The organism is Streptomyces pratensis (assembly GCF_016804005.1).
In the GTDB taxonomy this organism is placed as follows: domain Bacteria; phylum Actinomycetota; class Actinomycetes; order Streptomycetales; family Streptomycetaceae; genus Streptomyces; species Streptomyces pratensis_A.
On record NZ_CP051486.1, the window covers coordinates 6,995,977 to 7,016,941 of the forward strand.

Genomic DNA, 20,965 nt, shown 5'->3' on the forward strand with positions numbered 1-20,965 from the left:
GGTGCGCGGGCCGGGTCCGCCGCGGGCTCGGTTTCGCGTATCAGTCCCCGGTGACGGAGGGGTTCGCGCCCGCCGGTGCGCGGGCCGGGTCCGCCGCGGGCTCGGTGCCGGTCTCCGGCGGGCCGGCGGGCTCCTCCGCCCCGGGAGGGGACGGCTCCGTCCGCGCCGAGCGGGCGAAGGTGACGACGAGGGCGGAGACGGCCAGCACGCAGCCGGTCAGGGCGAAGGCCCAGCGGGCGCCGAAGGCGGTCAGCAGGGCTCCGCCGGCCAGCGGCCCGAACGGCTGGACCATGGAGGACAGGAAGCCCGCCGCGCTCTGCACCCGGCCCACCCGGTCCTCAGGAGTCACGACCAGGAGCTTCGAGAGGAATCCGATGCTGGCGATCGTCGACAGGCACATGGTGAGCGCGCACATGAGCCCGGCCACCACCGGCCTGCTGATCCAGGCCATCACCCCGGCAGCGGCCACACAGGTCCAGCAGGTGGCGACGATCAGGACCCGGGAGTGCCGGGCGGGGCTGATCCGCGGCGCGAGCAGCGCCCCGGACAGTGCCCCGGCGGAGACACAGGTGAGGACGAAGCCGCCGCCGACGCCGGACGTGCCCCCGTCGGAGAACGCGGTCAGGGCCGTGAAGGTGAGTGCCCCGAACGCGAAGTTCATGCCCAGGCCGAACACGAGGAGGACCGTACGGAGATAGGGCAGGCCCCACAGGAAGGTCAGGCCCGCGAGGAGCTCGCGGCGGCTGAACACGGCGCCCGCCTTCGCCCTGGCCCGGGAGCGGGTGCGTACGAGGGCCACGCAGACGGTCGACAGGAGCAGGCCCAGGGCCTCGGCCGCGAACGGCAGGGCCGGGTGGATGCCGAACAGCGCTCCCCCGACGAGGGGTCCGACGAGCCGGGCGGTCTGGGTGCGTGCCTGGAGCCGCGCGGTGGCGGTGCCCATCTGGTCGGCGGGGACGACCGCGCGCATGAGGCCGAAGACGGCAGGCCCGTAGACGCTGCCGATCACCGCGCCCGCAGCGGCGCAGAGCAGGACGAGTGCCATGGGGACGTGTCCGGCCCAGACGGCCACGGTCAGGGCGGTGACGACGATCAGGCTGCCGACGTCGCAGACCCGCATCAGCCGGCGGCGTTCGACACGGTCGGCCATCACCCCGCCGGGCAGCATCGTGATCAGCACGGCTCCCACGGACACCGTCCCGACGGCTCCGGCCTGCACCGCCGATCCGGTCTCCTTGAGCACCAGCAGCGGAAGGGCGAGGGAACTCATCTGCCCGCCCAGGACCGCGAAGAGGCCGCTCAGCCAGAGCAGCCGGAAATCCCTGTTGCCGCGCAGCGGCGTGGTCATCGTGAACTCCCGGGGACGGTCTGGTTCGTGACGAGGGGTGCGGCCCCGTCCGGGCCGCGGAAGCGACGGCGGGGCGGCTCCGTCACGACGGAACCGCCCCACATCACCAGCGGGCCGGGCGCCACGGCGGGAGGTTCTGTCCCGCCCTCCGTGGCGCCGCCCCGGTGTGCCCGGTCAGTCGGCGAGGACGACGCTGATCACGCTGACGCAGCTGCCGCCCGGGGCCTCGATCTCCTTGTTGGCCGTCTCCTGGAGGTCCAGCACGGAGTGCGCCTCGACCTCGGGGGTCTCGTCGTTGTTGTCGTCGGCGACGGGCTGGGTGTTCTCGGACATGGTGGTCTCCGTCCACTCGTGACTGCTCTGGCCCGGGGCCGGCGGGATGTCCCGCGGTCCGGTGCGGCGGGCTGTTGCCTGCCGTTGCCGAGAAAGTTAGGAGGGCCGGCCTGGGAGACGCTTCGGCAGCGGTATGGCAGTGGTATCCGGCCAGTTCGGAGCGTGTGCGCGGCCAGGGGCAGGGGCGTCCGGCGGGCTGCGGCGGGGCCGGTGAGCTGGGCCCATACCGCTCCTGAACCGGCCGTGGACCGCCTCCGAACCGGTGCGCCGGAACCTGGGTACGCGCCTGACGCGCCCCGGCCCTCTGAAGGAGGCGGCCCCGCATGGAACTCGGCGAACTCGTCGGACGGCGGCCCTTCCCGGCCGCCGGTCTGCTGCTCGGCCTCACCCGGCGCTGCCCCCTGAGCTGCGCCCACTGCTCGACCGGATCGTCCCTGACCGTGCGGGAGGAGCCCGACGCCCGCCAACTGGTTGGCTTCGTCGACTCGTTCACGACCGGCAACCGTCCCGACGTGGTGATGCTGACCGGGGGTGAACCACTGCTGCTGCCCGCGCTCGTCGAGAAGCTGAGCGCCCGGGCACGCGCCGCCGGTTCGCGCACGGCCCTGCTCAGCGGCATGTTCTTCGCCCGCTCCCGGGACATCCCTCCGGCGGTCCTGCGCGCGATCGCGGGGGTGGACCACTTCTCCGCCAGCCTCGACGCCCATCACGAACGGGAGATCCCCCGCGCCGACGTGTTCCGCGCCGTGCACCGGGTGCGGGAGACGGGTGTCGCGGTGAGCTTCCACCTCACCGGCACGGGGGCGGACGACCCCTACCTCGCGGACATCACCCGCGCCGTGGACGAGGAGTTCGGCGGTCAGGTCCCCTCGCTGGTCAACGAGGTTCGGCCGTTCGGCCGGGCGGCCTCCTGGGCGGCGTCCGCCCGCACCCGCCCGGAGGCGGGCGTGGTCTCCCCGTGCGCCATGGCCGCCTGGCCGGTGGTCGCCTTCGACGGGACGGTGCTCGCCTGCTGCAACCAGGACACCGTGGACCGGCGGCCGGCCCCCGCCCACCTGCGCCTCGGGCACATCGCCACCGACGACTGGGCGGCCGTACGCCGACGCGCCCTGGAGTCACCCGTGCTGCGCATGATCCGCACGGTCGGCCCCGCCCATCTGGCCGCGCGCTCCGGTGTCCCGTCCCGGGGCGCCTCCTACTGCGACGGCTGCCGGGCCCTGGGTTCCGACGACAGGGTGGCCGCCGAGGCGGACGCCGTGGCCTCGGGGGCGGCGGGCGCGCTGCTGGACCTGACCGCTGCCCGTCGCGGGGCGGTGGAGGGGCCGGTGGGTGTCGTACGGCATCACGGCTGCGCCGCGTACGCGACGCTGGTCACGGCCCGCGTGACCGCCGCGGGCGGTGCCCGGTGAGCGCCGCCGGACCCAGCTCCTCGGCGCGGCTGCGGGGCACCCTGGGGCTGCTGGACGCGGAACTGCTCGACGCGATGGCGCACATGTGGCGCGAGGAGGAGCTGCTGCCGCGCTACCGGCGCTATCTGTGCGCCATGCACGCCGTGGTGCGGGCCTCCGTGCCGCTCATGGAACGCGCCCTGGAGCGGGCCGTGCTGCTGGACGTCTGCGGCGATCCGCTGGGCGGCCCCCTGGCGGCGTACCTCCGCGAGCACATCCAGGAGGAGGAGGGCCACGACGTCTGGCTGCTGGAGGACATCCGCGCGGCGGGTTCGCTGCCCGCCGACGCCCTCGCCCCGATGCCCGCGCCGGTCGTCGCGGCACTCGCCGGCTCCCAGTACTACTGGATCGAGCACCACCACCCGGTGGCCCTGCTCGGCTACATCGCGGTGCTGGAGGGGTACGCGCCCGGCGCCGGCCTGAGCTCCCGCATCGCGCGCACGACCGGTCTGCCGGAAGCAGCCCTGCGGACGGTGCGGGAGCACGCCGCGCTGGACACGGGCCACCTGGACGAGCTGTACGCGCTGCTGGACCGGCTGCCGCTGACCCGCGGCCAGGAGTCCGACGTGACGGTCAGCGCCATGCACTCCCTCGACGCGCTCACCAGGCTGTTCGTCCGGCTCGGGCGCTCCGCGACGGCGCCGCCGCCGCGGAGGGCCGGACCTCTCTCACCGACGGGAGTCACCCCATGACAGAACCACCCGACAGCAGCGGTCTCCCCGGGACACCCGGGGGCGGTGAACCACCGGTGCTGCCGCCCGCGTTGCACGAGGCCGGCCTGCCGGTGGACATGCTCACCGACGAACAGCGGCTCGTGCTCAGCCAGCTCACGGAGGAGGAACTCGCCGTGCTGCTGGACATCAAGAGCCGGCTGGACGCGGTGGAACCCGAGGTCCGGGCACACGGCGAGATCGCCGGCGGCGCCTTGTTCTGAGCCGTGTCCGCACGGTCCGCCCCGGGGTCCGGGTCCGGACCCCACGGCCCCGGTGGGCGGGCGGGGCCGGTACGCACCGGCCCCGCCCGCACGGCAGCGCAGCATCGCCCCCGCCCCGCGCCCCCGCAGAGAAGGGATCGTCATGAACTGCCCCACGTGCCGCCAGGACCTGCCGGAGGACGCCAGGTTCTGCTCGTCCTGCGGGACGCCGTGCGCCGTCGCCGTCGCGCCGGGAGAGGACGAACGCAAGCCGGTGACGGTGCTCTTCTGCGACCTCGTCGGCTCCACCGCCCTGTCGGGCGTACTGGACCCGGAGACCCTGCGCACGGTGACCCTGCGGTACTTCGAGGCGATGAGCGCCCAGATCGTGGCGCGGGGCGGCACGCCGGAGAAGTTCATCGGTGACGCCGTGATGGCGGTGTTCGGGGTGCCGGTGGTCCGGGAGGACGACGCCCGGCGCGCGCTGGCCGCGGCGCTCGGCATGCGGGACGCGCTGGCCGCGCTCAACGAGGAGCTGGGCGCCACGCTCGGCATCACGCTGGCGACCCGGATCGGCGTCAACACCGGTCAGGTGGTGGCCGGTGGCGACGCGACGGCCCGTCAGGCCCTGGTCTCGGGGGAGACCGTCAACATCGCCGCGCGCCTGGAGCAGCACGCCGGCGCCGGCGAGATCCTCATCGGTCCGGACACTCTGCTCGCCGCCGGGCCCACGGTCTCCGCCGAACCCACCGGGCCGCTCCGGCTGAAGGGCAAGCAGGACGAAGTGGACGCCTACCGGCTGCTGGCCCTGGGCGCGGACGATCCGGCGCTGCTGCGCCGCTTCGACGTGCCCTTCGTCGGACGTCACAGCGAGCACGGCGCGCTGGACGCGGCCTTGTCGGACACGGTGAGCGAGGGGCGCGCCCACCTGCTGCGCGTCACGGGCGAGCCCGGCATCGGCAAGACCCGGCTGATCCGGGAGTGGCTGGCGCGGCGCTCCGCCTCGGGACTCCTCACCTACGGTGCGGGCCGGTGCCGCGGGCACGGGGACCAGGGCACGCTCACCCCCCTCGCCGACGCCCTGCGCGGCCTGCCGGACCTCGCCGCCGCGCCGGACCCGTCGGAGGGCCGCGCTCCCCGGTCCGGCACAGCGGCCGACGACGCGACGGCCCTGCTCTCCGCGGGTGTGCTGCGCGACGGGACGCCGAACGCACCGTTCGAGGACCTGTGCGCCGCCCTGACCACGACGCTCGGCCGGGCCGCCCGGAGCCGGCCCTTCGTGCTGGTGCTCGACGACACGCACGAGGCGGCGCCCCTGCTGATGCGCACGCTGGAGCGGCTGACGGACGGATCGGGGCCCGCCGGTGTGCTGATGGTCTGTGTGGGCCGCCCGGACGGGACTGCCGACACCGAGGGCTGCCTCCAGCTCACGGGGCTGCCCCGCGAGGAGAGTGTCCGGCTCGCCGGGCTGCTGGCAGGGCTCGACGGCGGCGCCGGACCGGTGGACGAGCGCCTCCTGTCCCGCGCGGAGGGCAATCCGCTCCATCTGGAACAGCTGCTGGTCGGCGGCGTGGCGGACAGGGTCGCCGCGGACGGTGGCGAAGCGGGGCTGCCGCCCACGCTCCAGGCCCTGCTCGGCGCCCGGATCGGGGCACTGGCCCGGACGGAGCGGACCGTGGTCGATCTCGCCGCCGTGGTCGGCCGCGAGTTCACCACGGTGGAACTCCTCCTGCTGGAGACGTCCGCGCGACTGGCGGAGCAGCGGGCCCCCGCGATGGTGGAGGTGTCCCCCGCCGAACGGGCGCACCATCTGGGGCGCATCGAGGAGGTGCTGGTGGCGCTGACCGGGCGGCGCCTGGTGGAGCCGGCCCCGGGGACGGGCCCGTCGGGCTACCGGTTCAGCAGCGGGCTGGTGCACGAGGTGACGTACGCGTCGCTGTCCAAGCGCGCCAAGGCGGACCGCCACGCCTGGGCGGCCGAACTGCCCCGGGTGCTGCGGGCCGGGGACGGCGCCGTCGGCGGTCATCTCGAACGCGCCTGCCGCTACCGGGCCGAGCTCGGGCTGCTCGACGACCGGACCAGGCAGCTGCGCGGCCGGGCGGCCGCCGCGCTGGGCCGCGCAGGGGCCCAGGCCGCGTCCCGGTCCGACCTCACCTGGGCGGACGACCTGCTGGAGCGGGCCGTCGAGCTGGACCCGGAGGACGCGGGCTCGGTCCGCAGGCTCGGTGAGGTCCGGGTGGCGCTCGGGCGGACCGCGAGCGGGGCGGCGCTGCTGCGCCGGGTGAGCGGGATGGACGCGGCGCCGGTGGAGTCCGCACACGCCAGGCTCGCGCTCGCCGTGCTGGACCCCTCGGGGCCGGGCCCCGGGCTGACGGCCACGGCGCGGGCGGTGCTGCCGGTCTTCGAGGCGGCCGGGGACGCGGTCGGCCGGGCCAGGTCGCATCTGAGGCTCGCCCAGCACCTCCAGCAGGCCGGCCGGCACGAGGAGGCTGAACGCGACCAGGCGTGCGCCCTGGAGCAGGCGGTTCTGGCGGGGGCCGAGCCGGAACGGGCCGGCGCTCTCGGGGCCATCGGCATCTCCCTGTGGCGCGGCCCGGTGCCGGCACCCGAGGCGGTGACCCGCTGCCGTGCTCTGCTGGCCGCGCACGGCGAGGGCCGTCCGACGGTCAGACTCACCCTCAACTGTCCTCTGGCGGTGCTGTACGCGCTCCAGGACCGGCCGCGCGAAGCGCGTGCCTGCCTCGCCGAGGCCCAGGATCTCGCCGGCACGCTGCGGTTCGCCGAGGCCGAGGTGTTCCTGCCGGTGTTCGGGGCCGCGGTGGAGGCGTTGCTCGGACACGGCCCGGCGGCGCTGCACCTGCTGGTGCGGGCGGACGAGGCGGCCCGGCGTGCCGACGCGGGCGGGCTGCGGACGGCGGTCGCGCTGGACGCGGCCCGGCTCGAGCTCGACGAGGGCCGGACCCGGCGGGCGGCGGCCTGGATCGCGGGCGTCGGGGAGGCTGCGGAGCTGAGCCCCGCGGACGCCGTCGACCTGAACGGGCTGCGGGGCCGGCTGGCCGCCGCCGACGGGCGTCCGGCCGAGGCGGCCGGCCAAGCCGACCGGGCGGTGCGGGCGTCGCTCCTCACGGACTCACCGCTGGTAAGGGCGACGGCGGAGCTGGACCGGGCCCGCACCCTGTTCGCGCTGGGGCGGCGGGCTCCCGCCCTGGCCTCGGCGCGTGCGGCGCGGGAGCACTTCGTGAGCAAGGGGCATCTGCCGGGTGCCCGCCTGGCCGCCGGCTGCGTACCGGACGAGGCCATGGTCACCACGACGGAGAGGAGCTGACCGATGGGAACCGTCGGAACAGGCACGGTGCCGGGGCAGGGGCTCACCTGGAGCCTGCGCGGGCGCGGCCCTGATGACGTACCGGTGCCCGCTGACGAGGGGCCGCCGGGCGGTCTGCCCGCGAAGCAGGCGACGGGGCACGGCGTGCGGGTGTGCGTGGTGGATTCGGGCGTGGAGCTCGACCACCCGCTGGTGGGCCCGGTGGAGAGTTCCTGGGTGGCGGTCAAGGACCCGGAGAGCGGGACGGTCACGGTCGAGCCGACGGATACCGGCGACACCTGCGGGCACGGGACGGCCTGCGCGGGAATCATCCGCCGCACCGCCCCCGACTGCGAGATCCACAGCGTCCGGGTGCTCGGCGAGCGCTTCTCCGGCACCGGTGACGTCCTGATGGCCGGGCTCCGGTGGGCCGTGGAGCAGCGCTTCGACGTGGTGAACCTGAGCCTGTCGACCACCCGGTCCCGCTTCGCCGCCGAGCTGCACGGGCTGGCCGACCAGGCCTACTTCGGCCGTACGGTGATCGTCGCGTCCGCGCACAACACCCCTGTGGAGAGCTTTCCCTGGCGGTTCGCCTCGGTGATCTCCGTGGGCAGCCACCAGGAGGACGACGAGCTGCACCTGTACAACCCGGAACCGCCGGTGGAGTTCTTCGGGCCGGGGCAGAACGTGTCCGTGCCGTGGCTGGGCGGCACGACGATCCGCACCACCGGGAACAGCTTCGCCACCCCGTACGTCGCGGGGCTCTGTGCCCGTGTCCTCTCCGGACATCCGAGGATGACGGCCTTTCAGCTCAAGAACGCCCTCTATCTGTCCGCGGCCAACGTGCACGCGGACCCGCGTCCCTCCACTGCGGCAGGAGATACCCGTGACGACTCCGAGAACTGACGCCATGCTCCCTCCGGCGTCCTTCCCCGTACCCGGCCCGGGTGACGCGGCCCGGCACGAGCTGCTCCAGTCGGTCGTCGACGTGGCGCGCGCCATCTTCGGGGCGGCGGCGAGCTCCGTCTGCCTGCTGGACGAGGAGGCGGACGAGCTGGTCTTCCAGGCGGTATCCGGGGAGGGCGAGGAGTTCCTGGTGGGGCGCCGGTTCCCCGCCGGACGCGGCATCGCCGGCTGGGTGGCGACCTCGGGCGAGCCGATGATCGTCGACGACCTGAGCCGGAACACGTCCTTCGACCGCTCGCTGGCGGAGTCCACGCAGTACGTCCCGGACTCCCTGATGGCCGCCCCGCTGATCAGCGACGCGCGCGTCCTCGGGGTCCTGGAGGTGCTGGACCCCTCCCCCCAGGCCCGGTCGGACGTCCGTGAACTGGACCTGCTGGCGATGTTCGCCCGGCAGGCGGCTGCCGCGCTGCGGGTGCTCGCCCCGCAGGCGGCGGGCAGCGGCGGGCGGGTGCTGGAGGGCGAACGGCGCGAGGACGCGTTGCAGCTGCTCGGCAGCCTGGAGCGACTCCTGCGGGGCACGGGCTGAGGGCCCGTACGCTGGGCGTCGCGCGGGAGTGACGGCCGGGTCCGTAGGGCAGGAGCCGGGAGAGTGCCGGGCGGTTCCGCGCGCCGGCCCCCTGCGGAAGGACACACACCGTGAAGCTCGCTTTCTCGACCCTCGGAGTTCCGGGGATGCCCGTGGCGGACGTGGTGCGGCTCGCCGCCGGGAACGGCTACCACGGGGTGGAGCTGCGTGCCCATCCCGAGGAGCCGGTCCACCCCGGCCTCACCGCTCTCGAACGGACGGCCGTCGCCGAGGAGTTCAAGCGGGGTGGGGTCGAGGTCCTGACCGTCGCCGGATATGTGAGGGTCGCCGCGGAGGGCGAGGACGGGCCGGTGATCGCGGCGCTCGCCGAGCTGGTGGAGCTGGCCCGCGACCTGGGTGCGGCGAACGTCCGGGTGTTCCCCGGCGGAGGGGACCAGGACCCGGCCGAGGCCGACGCGATCGCCGCGCGGCGGCTGGGGGCCGCCGCGCCGCACGCCGCCGACCTGGGCGTGCGGATCCTGCTGGAGACCCATGACTCGCACCGCGCCGGGGCCGACGTGGCCCGGGTGGTGGGGACCGTCGGACACGGTCGGATCGGTGCGATCTGGGACGTCATGCACACCTGGCTGGCCGGTGAGGAACCCGTGGCCAGCCACGCGGTGCTGGCCCCGCACCTGGGATACGTACAGGTGAAGGACATCGCGTCCGCCGAGGACACCACACCGCTGGCCCTCGGCGCCGGGATACTGCCGCTGAAGGAGTGCCTGGACACGCTGGACCCGGACAGCTGGGTCTGCTGGGAGTACGAGAAGCGCTGGTACGCCGAGGCCGCCGGCCTCCCGGATCTGCTCGCCGCGGGACGGGAACACATCCTGCGGCTCGGCGCGCCGAAGCAGTAGGTCATACCCGCGCCTGCCGGGCCTCCCCGGGCTCCCCTGCCTCCTGGGCCTCTTGGACCTGCTCGGCCTCCTTGGCCCCCTTGGCCCCCTTGGCCCCCTCGGCCTCCTCGGCCTCCTCGGCCTCCGGCAGTGGTGGGGCGACGGCGGGGCGGGGCCTGGCCAGGGAGGTCAGGGCCACCCCGCCGACCAGAAGGGCCGCCGCGCACCACCGCAGGGGGCTGACCGGCTCACCGAGGAAGAGCGCGGCCGAGGACATCCCGAAGACGGGCACGAGCAGGGTGAACGGGGCCACCGACGAAGCGGGGTGGTGGCGGAGCAGGAAGCCCCAGGCCGCGAAGCCGAAGACGGTGGAGATCCAGGCGACGTAGACGACGGTTCCGGCGCCGGTCCAGTCGAGCGAGGCCAGGGCCTCGGTGTCCCTGTCCCAGCCCTCGAAGAGCAGTGAGAGGCCGAGCAGAGGCAGCACCGGCACGGTCGAGACCCACACCATGAAGTTGAGGGAGTCCCTCGGCGCCGCCTTCCGGGTGATCACGTTGGACACACCCCAGCAGGCCGCCGCGAGGACCACCAGGACGAACGCGAGAACCGGCCCGCCCGCCCCCTCGTCGACGGCGGCCACACCGATGCCTGCGAGCGCGACGCCCATGCCCAGGACGCGTGTCCTGCCGGGCCGTTCGGACAGGGCCAGGGCGGCGAAGAGGGCGGTGAAGACGGCCTGGACCTGGAGGACGAGGGAGGAGAGCCCGGCGGGCATCCCCTGGTCCATCCCGATGAAGAGCAGCCCGAATTTGGCCACCCCCAGGGCTAGGCCCACCCCGATGATCCACTTCCAGGCGACCGTGGGCCTGCCGACGAGGAACACCGCGGGCAGCGCGGCGACGAGGAAGCGGAGGGCGGAGAAGAGCAGGGGCGGGAAGTGGTCGAGACCCACCTCGATGACGACGAAGTTCACACCCCAGACGGCGGCGACCAGCGCGGCCAGGGCGATGTGGAGGGGACGCATGGACCGAGCATCCGGCGTCGGGACCATGTAGCACCAGCGCGGATTTCTTCATGGTTGGATTGAGCACTGCTAACGCTTCCTGCTCGCTCGGGGGTCCCGGTGCTCGACCTGTCCCGGCTGCGCGCCCTGCACGCCGTCTCCGTCCACGGCTCCGTCGCGGGGGCCGCCGCCGCTCTCGGCTACACCGCCTCGGCGGTCTCCCAGCAGATCACCAAGCTGGAGCGGGAGACCCGCACGACGCTGCTCGAACGGCGGGGGCGCGGGGTGGCGCTCACCGAGGACGCCATCCATCTCGCCGAAACCGCCCAGCGGTTGCTGGCGATCGTGGAGCAGGCCGAGACGACGCTCGAACAGCGCCGGGGGCAGCCGACGGGACGGCTGTCCATCGCCGCGTTCGCCTCCGCGGCACGCGGGCTGCTGCCGGGAGTGCTGGCCGAACTGGGGCGGGAGTACCCGGCGCTGGACGCCCGGCTCACCGAGGTCGATCCGCATCTGTCGGTCGACCTGGTGGCGAACGGCGTGATCGATCTCGCGGTCGCCCACGACTGGGACATCAGTCCGCTGCCGGCGCCGGAGGGCGTCGCGCAGGCGGTGCTCGGCGACGACCGGTGCGATCTGCTGGTGCCGGAGGGGCACCCGCTCGCCGGCCGGGCGGCGGTGCGGCGGGAGGACCTGGCCAAGGAGCGGTGGGTGTGCCAGCCGCCCGGCACGGTGTGCCACGACTGGCTCGTACGGACGCTGCGTGCGGCGGGCTACGAGCCGGACATCCGCCACCGGGCGGAGGAGAACCACACCCAGCTGGCCCTGGTCGCGGCCGGGCTCGGCGTGGCGATGATCCCCCGCCTCGGCCGCGGGCCACTGCCGCCGGGCGTGGCCGCGGTGCGGCTGGACCCCGTGCCGGTGCGGCGGCTGTACGCGCTGTGGCGTACGGAGGCGGCACGGCGCCCCGCGATCATCGCGGCGGTGTCGGCGCTGCAAGGGGCGGCCGAGGCGCTCCGAAAGGCCGCCTGACGCACGGCCGGGGGCGGCCGGACTCCCGCGCGCCCCGGGGAACGGGCGGGAGCCCCGGAACCGGCGCAGGTGGATTGCCGGCGCCGGCCCCGGGCGGTGAGGCCCCCGCTCGCCCCGTCCGACCCGCCCCGACGGAGCACCGTCGCGGTCCGGGGTATCGCCGGCCTCCCGCCGTATGCGCCGCGCCCGAGGCACCCGGGACCCTCCTCGGACTGCGCTCCCGGCGCCCCCGGGACGCCGGGCGGCAGGAACGCCGGCCACCGGGCGCCCCCGGTCACCACGCACGGGACATCGAAGCCCAGCCGGCCGAAACCCCCGGTCACCCCGGGACCCCGGACACCGGGCGGCCCGGAGCCGGACGTGAGGCGGCCACAGCCCGGGGGCGCTGGGCGCCGTACCCATGTCCGGGCATGTCCGGCCCTCGTCCCGCGCGTACCGCCCATTCCCGGGCCACCCCCTTGACTGGTAGTTACTTTCCATATATCCGTACCTTCTTGGAAGTTTCTTTCAGCACCGGAAGGGGCTCACGTGCACCACCGCACCTCCAGACGCACCCTCCTCACCGCCACGGCGGTCACCGCCGCGGCCGCCGCGACCGGCGTGGCCGCTCTTCCCGGCGCCGCGCAGGCAGCCGCATCAGGCACCTCCCCGGACAGCCGTCTCAAGCGGCTCATCGCCCGGATGAGCCTGGAGGAGAAGGTCGGCCAGCTCTTCGTGATGCGGGTGCACGGGCACTCCGCCACCGAGCCCGACCAGGCGGACGTCGACGCCAATCTCACCGAGATCGGGGTCCGCGACGCTGCCGAGCTGATCTCCACGTACCACGTCGGCGGCATCATCTACTTCGCCTGGGCGCACAACACCCGCGACCCGCACCAGATCGCCGACCTCTCCAACGGCATCCAGCGGGCCGGGCTCGCCGGGCCCACCCCGCTGCCGCTCCTCGTCTCCACCGACCAGGAGCACGGCATCGTGTGCCGCGTCGGCGAGCCCGCGACGCTGCTGCCGGGCGCCATGGCGCTGGGCGCGGGCGGTTCACGCTCCGACGCGCGCGCGGCGGGCCGGATCGCCGGGGCCGAGCTCGCGGCCCTGGGCATCAACCAGAACTACGCGCCGGACGCGGACGTCAACGTCAACCCGGCCAACCCCGTCATCGGCGTGCGTTCCTTCGGCTCCGACCCGGATTCGGTCGCCGGGATGGTCGCCGCGCAGGTGAAGGGCTATCAGAGCTCCGGCGTCGCCTCGACGGCCAAGCACTTCCCGGGCCACGGGGACACCAGCACCGACAGCCACACCGGCCTGCCGGTCATCAGCCACACCCGCGAGCAGTGGGCCGAGCTGGACGCCCCGCCGTTCCGGGCGGCCGTCGCCGCAGGGATCGACTCGATCATGACGGCCCACATCGTGGTGCCCGCCCTGGACCCGTCGGAGGACCCGGCCACCCTGTCGCACCCGATCCTCACCGGGATCCTGCGCGAGGAGCTCGGCTACGACGGTGTGGTGGTCACCGACGCCCTCGGGATGGAGGGTGTCCGCACGAAGTACGGCGACGAGCGCGTCCCCGTCCTCGCCCTGCTGGCCGGCGTCGACCAGCTGCTCAACCCGCCGGACCTCAAGGTTGCCTGGACCGCCGTCCTCGACGCGGTGAAGAGCGGCGAGATCAGCGAGGCGCGCATCGAGGAATCGATCCTGCGCATCCTGCGGCTGAAGACGAAACTGGGCCTGTTCCGCGATCCGTACGTCACCCACCGGGGCGTCGACCGAACCGTCGGCATCCCGTCCCACCTCGCCGCCGCCGACCGGATCGCCGAGCGGACGACCACGCTGCTGTCCAACACGGGTTCGCTGCTGCCCCTCTCCCGCCGGTCCCACAAGAACCTCCTGGTGGTCGGCGCCGATCCCGCCTCCCCCTCCGGCACGACCGGTCCCCCGACGACCACGCTCGCCGGGGCCTTCGTGGAGCTGGGCTACGCGGCGACCGCGCTGTCCACCGGCACGGCCCCGACCCAGGCGAAGATCGCGGAGGCGGTGGCCGCGGCGCAGGGCAAGGACGCGGTGGTCGTGGGCACGTACAACGTCACGGCGACCAGTTCCCAGCGCACCCTGGTCAGCGCCCTCGCGGCGACCGGCGTCCCGGTGATCACGCTCGCGATCCGGAATCCGTACGACATCGCCCGACTGGCCGGCACCGGCTACGCCGCGAGCCTCGCCGCGTACTCGTGGACGGACGTCGAGCTGCGGGCGGCCGCTCGCGTGATCGCGGGGCGGGCCCGGCCGGAGGGCCGGCTCCCGGTGCCGGTGCAGCGGGCGGACGACCCCGCACAGGCGCTGTACCCAGTCGGCTACGGCCTGTCGTACGGGAGCTACGCCACTCCTTCGCCGTAACCACCCCAATGAGCTAAAAACACCCGTGCGCCTGGCGTGTGCCCGCTCCGGCGGGTCACGCTGGGTGCACGTCCGCATGGGCGTACGGGGGGTCGTCCATGGAGAAGTGCCGTGTCGCGGGGGTGGTGTACACCCTCCTGCCCGTCGTCGCGGCGCTCTGCCTGAGTGCCTGCCGGCAGCCGGTGGGTACGCCCTCCGACGGTCCGCAGGCGAGCGCGACGCCCTCGGGGTACGGGCTGGAGTTCCTGGGACCGGCCGACTGCAGCTCACGCGGGGAGACGTTCCGTGAGGTGTGGTGCGGCAGCGAGAGGGCGGCCGCTCGGGTGCTGGCGCGTCACACCGGCGCGCCGTCGGACGGACCTCGGTGTCCGCCCACCACCGACTTCGTCCTGCACATCTCGCCGAGCGGCCCCACTCCCCCGCAGGGCCCCCGGGAGTCCGGGCGGGACGGTCCGGCCGCCGCCGGGAACGGCCCCGCCACGCCCCGTGGGTACGCCTGCATGCGCAACCTGGAGTCCCCGCACCCGGGTGACCCCGGGCAGGGCGGTGGCCCGCTGACGGTCGTCGGGGACTGTGTCCACAGCTTCCGCGAGGGCGAGGTCAGGGAGACCGCCTGCGACGGATCGGGCGAGCACCCGCCGGAGTTCGAGGTCGGCTCGGCGGCGGCACGGCGCGCCCTGTGCCCTGACACGACTGATCTGTACGTGCGGTTGGGCGGGGACAGACCTGTGGGCTGCGCCCGCCGGGTGTGAAGTGCACCCGGCGCGCGCAGCCCACTTCGGAGCTGTGCTTTGCCTGTTACGGCCTCAGCGTTCCCCGGTCACGCTGGAGTTCGTCGTCCCGCACGTCCAGGCGCGCGTCGAACTTCGCGAGGGGCTTCGCCTTCGACGGATCGGCCTCGACCGCCGTGGGGGCGACCCCTGCCCAGCGCAGGATGGCGGCGGTGGCCGCGGCCTTCTGGTCGGCGACGAGGCCGGCGACCTTGGACCCGTGGTTTCCGCCCGGCACGGTGTAGACGTGGCTGTCGCGGGCGCCCTTGCCGAGACGGAAGGGCTCGGCGCCCCACGGGTCGTTCTCGCCGTAGACGTAGAGCATGTGACGGGCGTTGTTCTTCACCCAGCTGTCCACGTCACGCATGGCCGAGGGCTGGAACTTCATCGGGATGGAGCGCGGCACGAAGTTGCGCGGCGGCTGGTAGCCGTAGCGGCTCAGGTTCCCGAGCCAGGGCTGCTCGATGTCGGGCGAACCGAGCTGGGTCCCCGCCTGGTAGTAGTACGGCGTGTAGGTCCCCAGGCCCTGGTCGGCGTAGGCGGAGAAGCCCGAGATGCCGTCGACGGAGTCCCAGATCTCCTGGTCGGTGGCGTTCGGGGCGTCGGCCGGGAGTGCCGCGCAGTCGGCGACCAGGCTGTACTGCCAGAACGCCCAGACGTAGTCCATGACGACGGCCTCGTACGCCTTGTCGAGCGTGCCGACCGTGTCGAAGGTCAGGCCGTTCTCGGCGGCGTACGCCTCGTACTTCTTCTCCAGCGGCTCACGGCGGACGAGTGCCTCGCGCTGGACACCGTTCAGCCGGTTCCGGCACTCCTCGGTGCCGACGCGTGCGAAGAAGCGGTCGTACGCCGAATCCTCGTTGTTTACCACGTCGTTGGGGGCGACGTAGGCGACGACGCCGTCCATGTCCTTCGGGTAGAAGCGCTCGAAGTAGGTGGCGGTCATACCGCCCTTGGAACCGCCGGTGCTGAGCCAGTTCTCGGAGTAGATCTTCTTCAGCGCCTTGAAGACCCGGTGCTGGTCACTGGCGGCCTGCCAGATGTCGAGCTTCGACCAGTCGGCGGGTGCCGGGCGGGACGGGGTGAAGAACCGGTACTCCAGGGAGACCTGGTTCCCGTCGACGATCTGTGTCGGCTCGCTGCGGCTGGGGTTGGTCGAGACGTTGTAGCCGCTGGTGAAGAAGACCGTGGGCCGGGACGTGTCCTTGTGCAGCAGCGTGACGCGCTGCTGGAAGGTGCCCTTGGAGGGGCGCCTGTGGTCGACCGGCTGGGTGTAGTTGAGGACGAAGAAACGGTAGCCGGGGTAGGGCTTCTCCTCGATCAGGCTCATTCCCGGGATGGCCAGGATGCGGTCCTTGATGTCCTCGCTGCTGCTCTCACCGCTGCCGGTGGAGCTGCCCTGCTTCGCGGCCGGCTGTGCGGCGGTGGCCGCTCCGGCCGAGGCTCCGGTCGCACTCACTGTGCCTATGAGCACCGCCAGCGACAGAACGCCTCTGAGCACCTTGCGCATGCACCCTCCCCTTGATTCACGACAGTCGCCGTGAACCTAGCGGGGGTCACACGTGCCACGCCAGACCCACACGCATGTCAGCACAGGATCCATCCGGTCGAGCCGGAAGCGCCCCCGACGGAACCCGAGGCGCGGACACAGCGGTTCAGCGCGTGCACCGTGACCGGGCCGGCCAGCTTGGTGAACCTGCCGCTGTCGACGACCGCCCGGCCGCCGCGCGGCTGCAAGGAGACCTGCATCGCCCGGCGCGCACCGGGCTTCTTCGCGACGGTGACGGCGCACGCGTAGGCGCGGCTCTTGTAGACGCGCAGCGAACCGGTGGAGAACGTCACCGTCTTGACCAGCCGCCCCGAGCAGGCCGACGCGGCCTGCGCGGGGGCGGTCCCGGTGGGGCCCAGCACCAGGACGAGGGCGCCGAGCAGCGGCAGGACGAGGAGCGCAGCCGCCATGCGCCGCCCTGCCCGGCTCCCCGGCCGTCCCGATGACCTCAGCGGTCCCACCGCACCGTCCACCACAACCACTCCGCCCGCCTCATCGAACCTGCTGCCCGTCATCGGACATGCGTACGCATCGGTGTACGACGCGGTGAGAGGGCCATCGGGTTCCGGCGCGGCGGGGGCAACAGCGGACCGTGCGGCGGACGTCATACACCCGCCGGGGTGTCCTCCCCTATGCCCTCTCCTATGAAGGTGCGCCACAGCCGCGCGTACGCGCCTTCCCTGGCCAGCAGCTCGTCATGTGTGCCGTCCTCGGCGACCCTTCCCCCGTCCATCACCACGACCCGGTCGGCGCGGGCTGCCGTCGTCAGCCGGTGGGCGACCACCAGCGTGGTGCGCCGGCCCGCCAGCCGGTCGGTGGCCTGGTTGACCTGCGCCTCACTGGCCAGGTCGAGGGAGGCGGTGGCCTCGTCGAGCAGCAGGATGTCCGGGTCGACCAGCTCGGCGCGGGCGAGCGCGATCAGCTGCCGCTGACCGGCCGAGAGGTTGCGGCCCCGCTCGGCGACCTCGTGCAGGTAGCCGTCCTCCAGGGTGGCGATCATGTCGTGCGCGCCGACCGCCCGGGCCGCCGACTCCACCTGCGCGTCGGTGGCCTCCGGGAGCCCGTAGGCGATGGCGTCGCGGACCGTCCCCTCGAAGAGGTAGGCCTCCTGCGGCACGACTCCCAGCCGGTGGCGGTACGCCGTCCTGTCGAGCAGGCGCAGATCCGTGCCGTCGGCCGTGATCCGGCCGCTCGTCGGGTCGTAGAAGCGGGCGACGAGCTTGACCAGCGTCGACTTGCCCGCCCCCGTCTCGCCGACGAAGGCGACCGTCTGGCCCGCCGGGATCCGCAGGTCGATCCCCGTGAGGGCCTCCTCCTCGTCGGCGTACGCGAACGACACGTCCTCGAACGCGATCTCGCCGCGCAGCGACGTCACGTCCTGCGGATCGTCGTGGTCGGCCGTGGACGTCGGCTCCCGCAGGAGTTCCTGGATCCGGCCGAGGGAGACGCTGGCCTGCTGGTAGCCGTCGAAGACCTGGGACAGCTGCTGCACGGGGGCGAAGAACAGGTCGATGTAGAGCAGGTAGGCGACGAGCGCGCCCGTCGTCAGCGTGCCGTTGTCGACCCGGCCCGCGCCGACGATCAGCACTGCCGCCGCCGCGACGGACGCCAGCAGCTGCACGAACGGGAAGTAGACCGAGATCAGCCACTGCCCCCGCACCCTCGCCTGGCGGTAGTGGTCGCTGCGCGCCGCGAACCTCTCGGCACCGTCGAGCTCGCGCCGGAACGCCTGGACGATCCGCAGCCCGGAGACGGACTCCTGGAGGTCGGCGTTGACGACGCTGATGCGTGTCCGGGCGAGCTCGTACGCCTTGACGCTCTTGCGGCGGAAGAAGTACGTACCGACGATCAGCACCGGCAGCGTCGCGAAGACGACCAGGGCCAGCTGGACGTCGAGGACGAGCAGCACGACCGTGATGCCGAAGAAGGTGACGAGGGAGACGAAGGCGGTGACGAGGCCCGTCTGGAGGAACGTGGACAGCGCGTCCACGTCCGTCGTCATCCGGGTCATGATCCGGCCGGTCAGCTCGCGCTCGTAGTAGTCGAGGCCGAGCCGCTGGAGCTGCGCGAAGATCTTGAGGCGCAGGGAGTACAGCACGCGTTCCCCGGTGCGGCCCGTCATCCGGGTCTCACCGATCTGGGCCACCCACTGCACGAGCACGGCGAGCAGGCCGAATCCGGCCGCCGCCCAGACCGCGCCGAGCGCCATCTTGGTGACGCCGTCGTCGATGCCGTGCCGGATGAGCACGGGCAGGAGCAGGCCCATGCCCGCGTCGACGGCGACCAGTGCCAGGCTCACCAGCAGCGGGGCGCCGAAGCCGTGCAGCAGCCTGCGCAGGCCGTACGACTTCTCCGGTCGCACCGCGCTCGCCTCGTCGATCGCGGGGGCGTCGGTGGCGGGTGGCAGCGCGTCGACCTGCGCGAGCAGCTCGGGAGTGGCGGGCATGGCGGCGGCCGCCGCGTCACGCTGCTCCTCCTTCCGGATCCACAGCCCGGGGGTGACGCCACGCTCGGCGTCGAACTCGGCGTCCAGCTCCTCCTGGAGCGCACGGTCGTCCTCGGTTGCCACGGCCGTGGCCGGCCGGTGCCCCGGGGAGGTGCCGCCCAGCTCGTCCGGGTCGGTGAGGAGCCGGCGGTAGAGCGCGGAGCGGCGCTCCAGCTCGGCGTGCGTACCGATGTCGGCGAGCCGCCCGTGGTCGAGGACCGCGATGCGGTCGGCGAGGCCGAGCGTGGACCGGCGGTGGGCTATCAGCAGGGTCGTGCGGCCCTCCATGACCCGCGCCAGGACCTCGTGGATCTCGTGTTCGACCCGCGCGTCGACCGCCGAGGTGGCGTCGTCGAGCAGCAGCAGGCGGGGGTCGGTGAGGAGGGCGCGGGCGAGCGCCACGCGCTGGCGCTGGCCGCCGGAGAGGGTGAGCCCGTGCTCGCCGACCTTGGTGTCGTATCCCTCGGGCAGCGCGGAGATGAAGCCGTGCGCCTGGGCGGCACGGGCGGCGGTCTCGATCTGCTCCTGGGTGGCGCCCGGGTATCCGTACGCGATGTTGGCGCCGACGGACTCGGAGAAGAGGAAGCTGTCCTCGGGCACCAGCCCGATGGCGGCCCGCAGCGAGTCCTGGGTCAGCTCACGGACGTCGTGGCCGCCGACCAGGACCGCGCCGTGCGACACGTCGTAGAAGCGGGGCAGCAGGAGCGAGACGGTCGACTTGCCGCTGCCTGAGGCGCCGACCACGGCAACGGTCTCGCCCGGCTCGATGGTGAGGGAGAACCCGTCGAGGACGGGACGGTCCTCGTCGTAGCCGAAGCGGACGTCGTCGAACTCGACGCTCGCGGGGGCGTCGGCCGGGAGCGTCCTGGTGCCGTCCTTCATGGACGGCTCGGTGTCGATCAGCTCCAGGACGCGCTCCACACCGGCCCGTGCCTGCTGGCCGACGGTGAGGACCATGGCGAGCATCCGGACCGGGCCGACGAGCTGGGCGAGGTAGGTGGAGAAGGCGACGAATGTGCCGAGCGTGATCTCGCCCCTGGTGGCGAGCCAGCCGCCGAGTGCCAGCATGGCGACCTGGCCGAGCGCGGGGACGGCCTGGAGCGCCGGGGTGTAGCGGGAGTTCAGCCGGATCGTGCGCAGCCGGCCGGCGAAGAGCCTGCGGCTGACCTCACGGAGTTTGCCGGTCTCCTGCTCCTCCTGGCCGAACCCCTTGACGACCCGTACGCCGGAGACGGCCCCGTCGACCACCCCGGCGACGGCGGCGGCCTGGCTCTGGGCGTACCAGGTGGCGGGGAAGAGCCGGGCCTTCGAGCGGCGGGCGATGAACCAGAGGGCGGGGGCGACGGCGAGGGCGACGAGGGTCAGGGGCAGCGAGAGCCACGCCATGATCACCAGGGAGATGAGGAAGAGCAGGATGTTCCCGATGGTCATCGGGAGCATGAAGAGGAGGCCCTGGATCAGCTGAAGGTCGCTGGTGGCGCGTCCGACGACCTGACCGGTGGAGAGCTCGTCCTGCCGCTTCCCGTCGAGCCGGGTGAGGGTGCCGTACATCTCGGTCCGCAGATCGTGCTGCACGTCCAGGGCGAGCCGCCCGCCGTAGTAACGGCGGATGAAGGTGGCGACGTAGACGAGGACAGCCGCACCGATGAGCAGACCGGTCCACAGGCCGAGGGAACGGGTGTGGCTGCCGACGACGTCGTCGATGATCACCTTGGTGATGAGCGGGACGAGCGCCATCACGGCCATGCCCGCGAGGGACGAGCCCAGCGCCAGCACGACGTTGCGGCGGTAGCGCCACGCGTACCCGGTCAGCCGCCGGCCCCACCCCTGCTGCTCGGCGCTGCTCCCCGCGCCGCTCTGCTCCGCGCCGCGCTTCTTCGCGCCCCGCTGCTTCGCGCCCTGTTTCTCCGCGCCCACCACCCGTGCCTCCTGTTCCGCCCCGTCGCCCCGCCTGACCTACCGCATGTCACCAACGCGGTCAGCTGCGGATTTCATCCTTCCGCAACAATTCTCGGCCGATGGGCC

16 protein-coding genes are annotated in these 20,965 nt (G+C 73.5%); 10 read left to right on the plus strand and 6 right to left on the minus strand.

The window, feature by feature from the left end; genetic code table 11:
* Nucleotides 1-40 precede the first annotated feature (40 nt).
* Nucleotides 41-1,348 carry an MFS transporter gene (locus tag HED23_RS29210; protein ID WP_203186348.1) on the minus strand — a complete coding sequence of 436 codons (1,308 nt, stop codon included), beginning with the start codon at nucleotides 1,346-1,348 and terminating at the stop codon, nucleotides 41-43.
* A 174-nt stretch (nucleotides 1,349-1,522) separates the two neighbouring features.
* Nucleotides 1,523-1,681 (minus strand): hypothetical protein, encoded by a 159-nt coding sequence (locus HED23_RS29215; protein WP_198959660.1) that lies wholly within the window; start codon nucleotides 1,679-1,681, stop codon nucleotides 1,523-1,525.
* Nucleotides 1,682-2,004: 323 nt separating this feature from the next.
* Here HED23_RS29215 and HED23_RS29220 point away from each other — a divergent pair, with 323 nt between their 5' ends.
* The 7 genes from HED23_RS29220 (at nucleotide 2,005) to HED23_RS29250 (ending at nucleotide 9,737) form a co-directional block, all read left to right on the plus strand.
* The gene (locus tag HED23_RS29220; protein ID WP_203186349.1) at nucleotides 2,005-3,090 is read left to right on the plus strand and encodes a radical SAM protein; all 1,086 of its coding nucleotides are present in this window, start codon (nucleotides 2,005-2,007) and stop codon (nucleotides 3,088-3,090) included.
* Nucleotides 3,087-3,821, plus strand: a complete 735-nt coding sequence (locus tag HED23_RS29225) for an iron-containing redox enzyme family protein (protein ID WP_203186350.1) — start codon at nucleotides 3,087-3,089, stop codon at nucleotides 3,819-3,821. The genes HED23_RS29220 and HED23_RS29225 overlap by 4 nt, the downstream gene beginning before the upstream one ends.
* Nucleotides 3,818-4,063 (plus strand): aroma-sacti cluster domain-containing protein, encoded by a 246-nt coding sequence (locus HED23_RS29230; protein ID WP_238442154.1) that lies wholly within the window; start codon nucleotides 3,818-3,820, stop codon nucleotides 4,061-4,063. The genes HED23_RS29225 and HED23_RS29230 overlap by 4 nt, the downstream gene beginning before the upstream one ends.
* 142 nt (nucleotides 4,064-4,205) lie before the next feature.
* A complete protein-coding gene (locus HED23_RS29235; protein ID WP_203186351.1) occupies nucleotides 4,206-7,367 on the plus strand; it encodes an adenylate/guanylate cyclase domain-containing protein in 3,162 nt (1,053 codons plus the stop codon).
* 3 nt (nucleotides 7,368-7,370) lie between these two features.
* Entirely contained in the window at nucleotides 7,371-8,252 is an 882-nt protein-coding gene (locus HED23_RS29240) for a S8 family peptidase (protein ID WP_203186352.1), read from the plus strand.
* Between the two features lie 4 nt (nucleotides 8,253-8,256).
* Complete coding sequence (locus HED23_RS29245; protein ID WP_203187680.1) at nucleotides 8,257-8,838, plus strand: GAF domain-containing protein; 582 nt, start codon at nucleotides 8,257-8,259, stop codon at nucleotides 8,836-8,838.
* Nucleotides 8,839-8,948: 110 nt separating this feature from the next.
* Nucleotides 8,949-9,737, plus strand: a complete 789-nt coding sequence (locus HED23_RS29250; RefSeq protein ID WP_203186353.1) for a sugar phosphate isomerase/epimerase family protein — start codon at nucleotides 8,949-8,951, stop codon at nucleotides 9,735-9,737.
* A gap of 1 nt (nucleotide 9,738) precedes the next feature.
* Here HED23_RS29250 and HED23_RS29255 read toward each other — a convergent pair whose 3' ends face one another.
* On the minus strand, nucleotides 9,739-10,740 hold the full coding sequence (locus tag HED23_RS29255; protein WP_238442155.1) for an EamA family transporter: 1,002 nt from the start codon (nucleotides 10,738-10,740) through the stop codon (nucleotides 9,739-9,741).
* A gap of 99 nt (nucleotides 10,741-10,839) precedes the next feature.
* Here HED23_RS29255 and HED23_RS29260 point away from each other — a divergent pair, with 99 nt between their 5' ends.
* The 3 genes from HED23_RS29260 to HED23_RS29270 all read left to right on the plus strand — a co-directional run bounded on the left by HED23_RS29260 (nucleotide 10,840) and on the right by HED23_RS29270 (nucleotide 14,888).
* Nucleotides 10,840-11,751: a LysR family transcriptional regulator gene (locus tag HED23_RS29260; RefSeq protein WP_203186354.1), complete on the plus strand. Its 912-nt coding sequence runs from the start codon at nucleotides 10,840-10,842 to the stop codon at nucleotides 11,749-11,751.
* 528 nt (nucleotides 11,752-12,279) lie between these two features.
* The gene (locus HED23_RS29265) at nucleotides 12,280-14,136 is read left to right on the plus strand and encodes a glycoside hydrolase family 3 protein (protein ID WP_203186355.1); all 1,857 of its coding nucleotides are present in this window, start codon (nucleotides 12,280-12,282) and stop codon (nucleotides 14,134-14,136) included.
* A 98-nt stretch (nucleotides 14,137-14,234) separates the two neighbouring features.
* Nucleotides 14,235-14,888, plus strand: coding sequence for a hypothetical protein (locus HED23_RS29270; protein ID WP_203186356.1), 654 nt, complete (start codon nucleotides 14,235-14,237; stop codon nucleotides 14,886-14,888).
* Between the two features lie 46 nt (nucleotides 14,889-14,934).
* Here the strand turns inward: HED23_RS29270 and HED23_RS29275 are convergent, their stop codons facing one another.
* The 3 genes from HED23_RS29275 to HED23_RS29285 form a co-directional block, all read right to left on the minus strand.
* The gene (locus tag HED23_RS29275; protein WP_203186357.1) at nucleotides 14,935-16,416 is read right to left on the minus strand and encodes a S28 family serine protease; all 1,482 of its coding nucleotides are present in this window, start codon (nucleotides 16,414-16,416) and stop codon (nucleotides 14,935-14,937) included.
* A 77-nt stretch (nucleotides 16,417-16,493) separates the two neighbouring features.
* Nucleotides 16,494-16,970, minus strand: a complete 477-nt coding sequence (locus tag HED23_RS29280) for a hypothetical protein (RefSeq protein ID WP_238442156.1) — start codon at nucleotides 16,968-16,970, stop codon at nucleotides 16,494-16,496.
* An 89-nt stretch (nucleotides 16,971-17,059) separates the two neighbouring features.
* Nucleotides 17,060-20,752 carry an ABC transporter ATP-binding protein gene (locus HED23_RS29285; RefSeq protein WP_203187682.1) on the minus strand — a complete coding sequence of 1,231 codons (3,693 nt, stop codon included), beginning with the start codon at nucleotides 20,750-20,752 and terminating at the stop codon, nucleotides 17,060-17,062.
* Nucleotides 20,753-20,965: the final 213 nt, after the last annotated feature.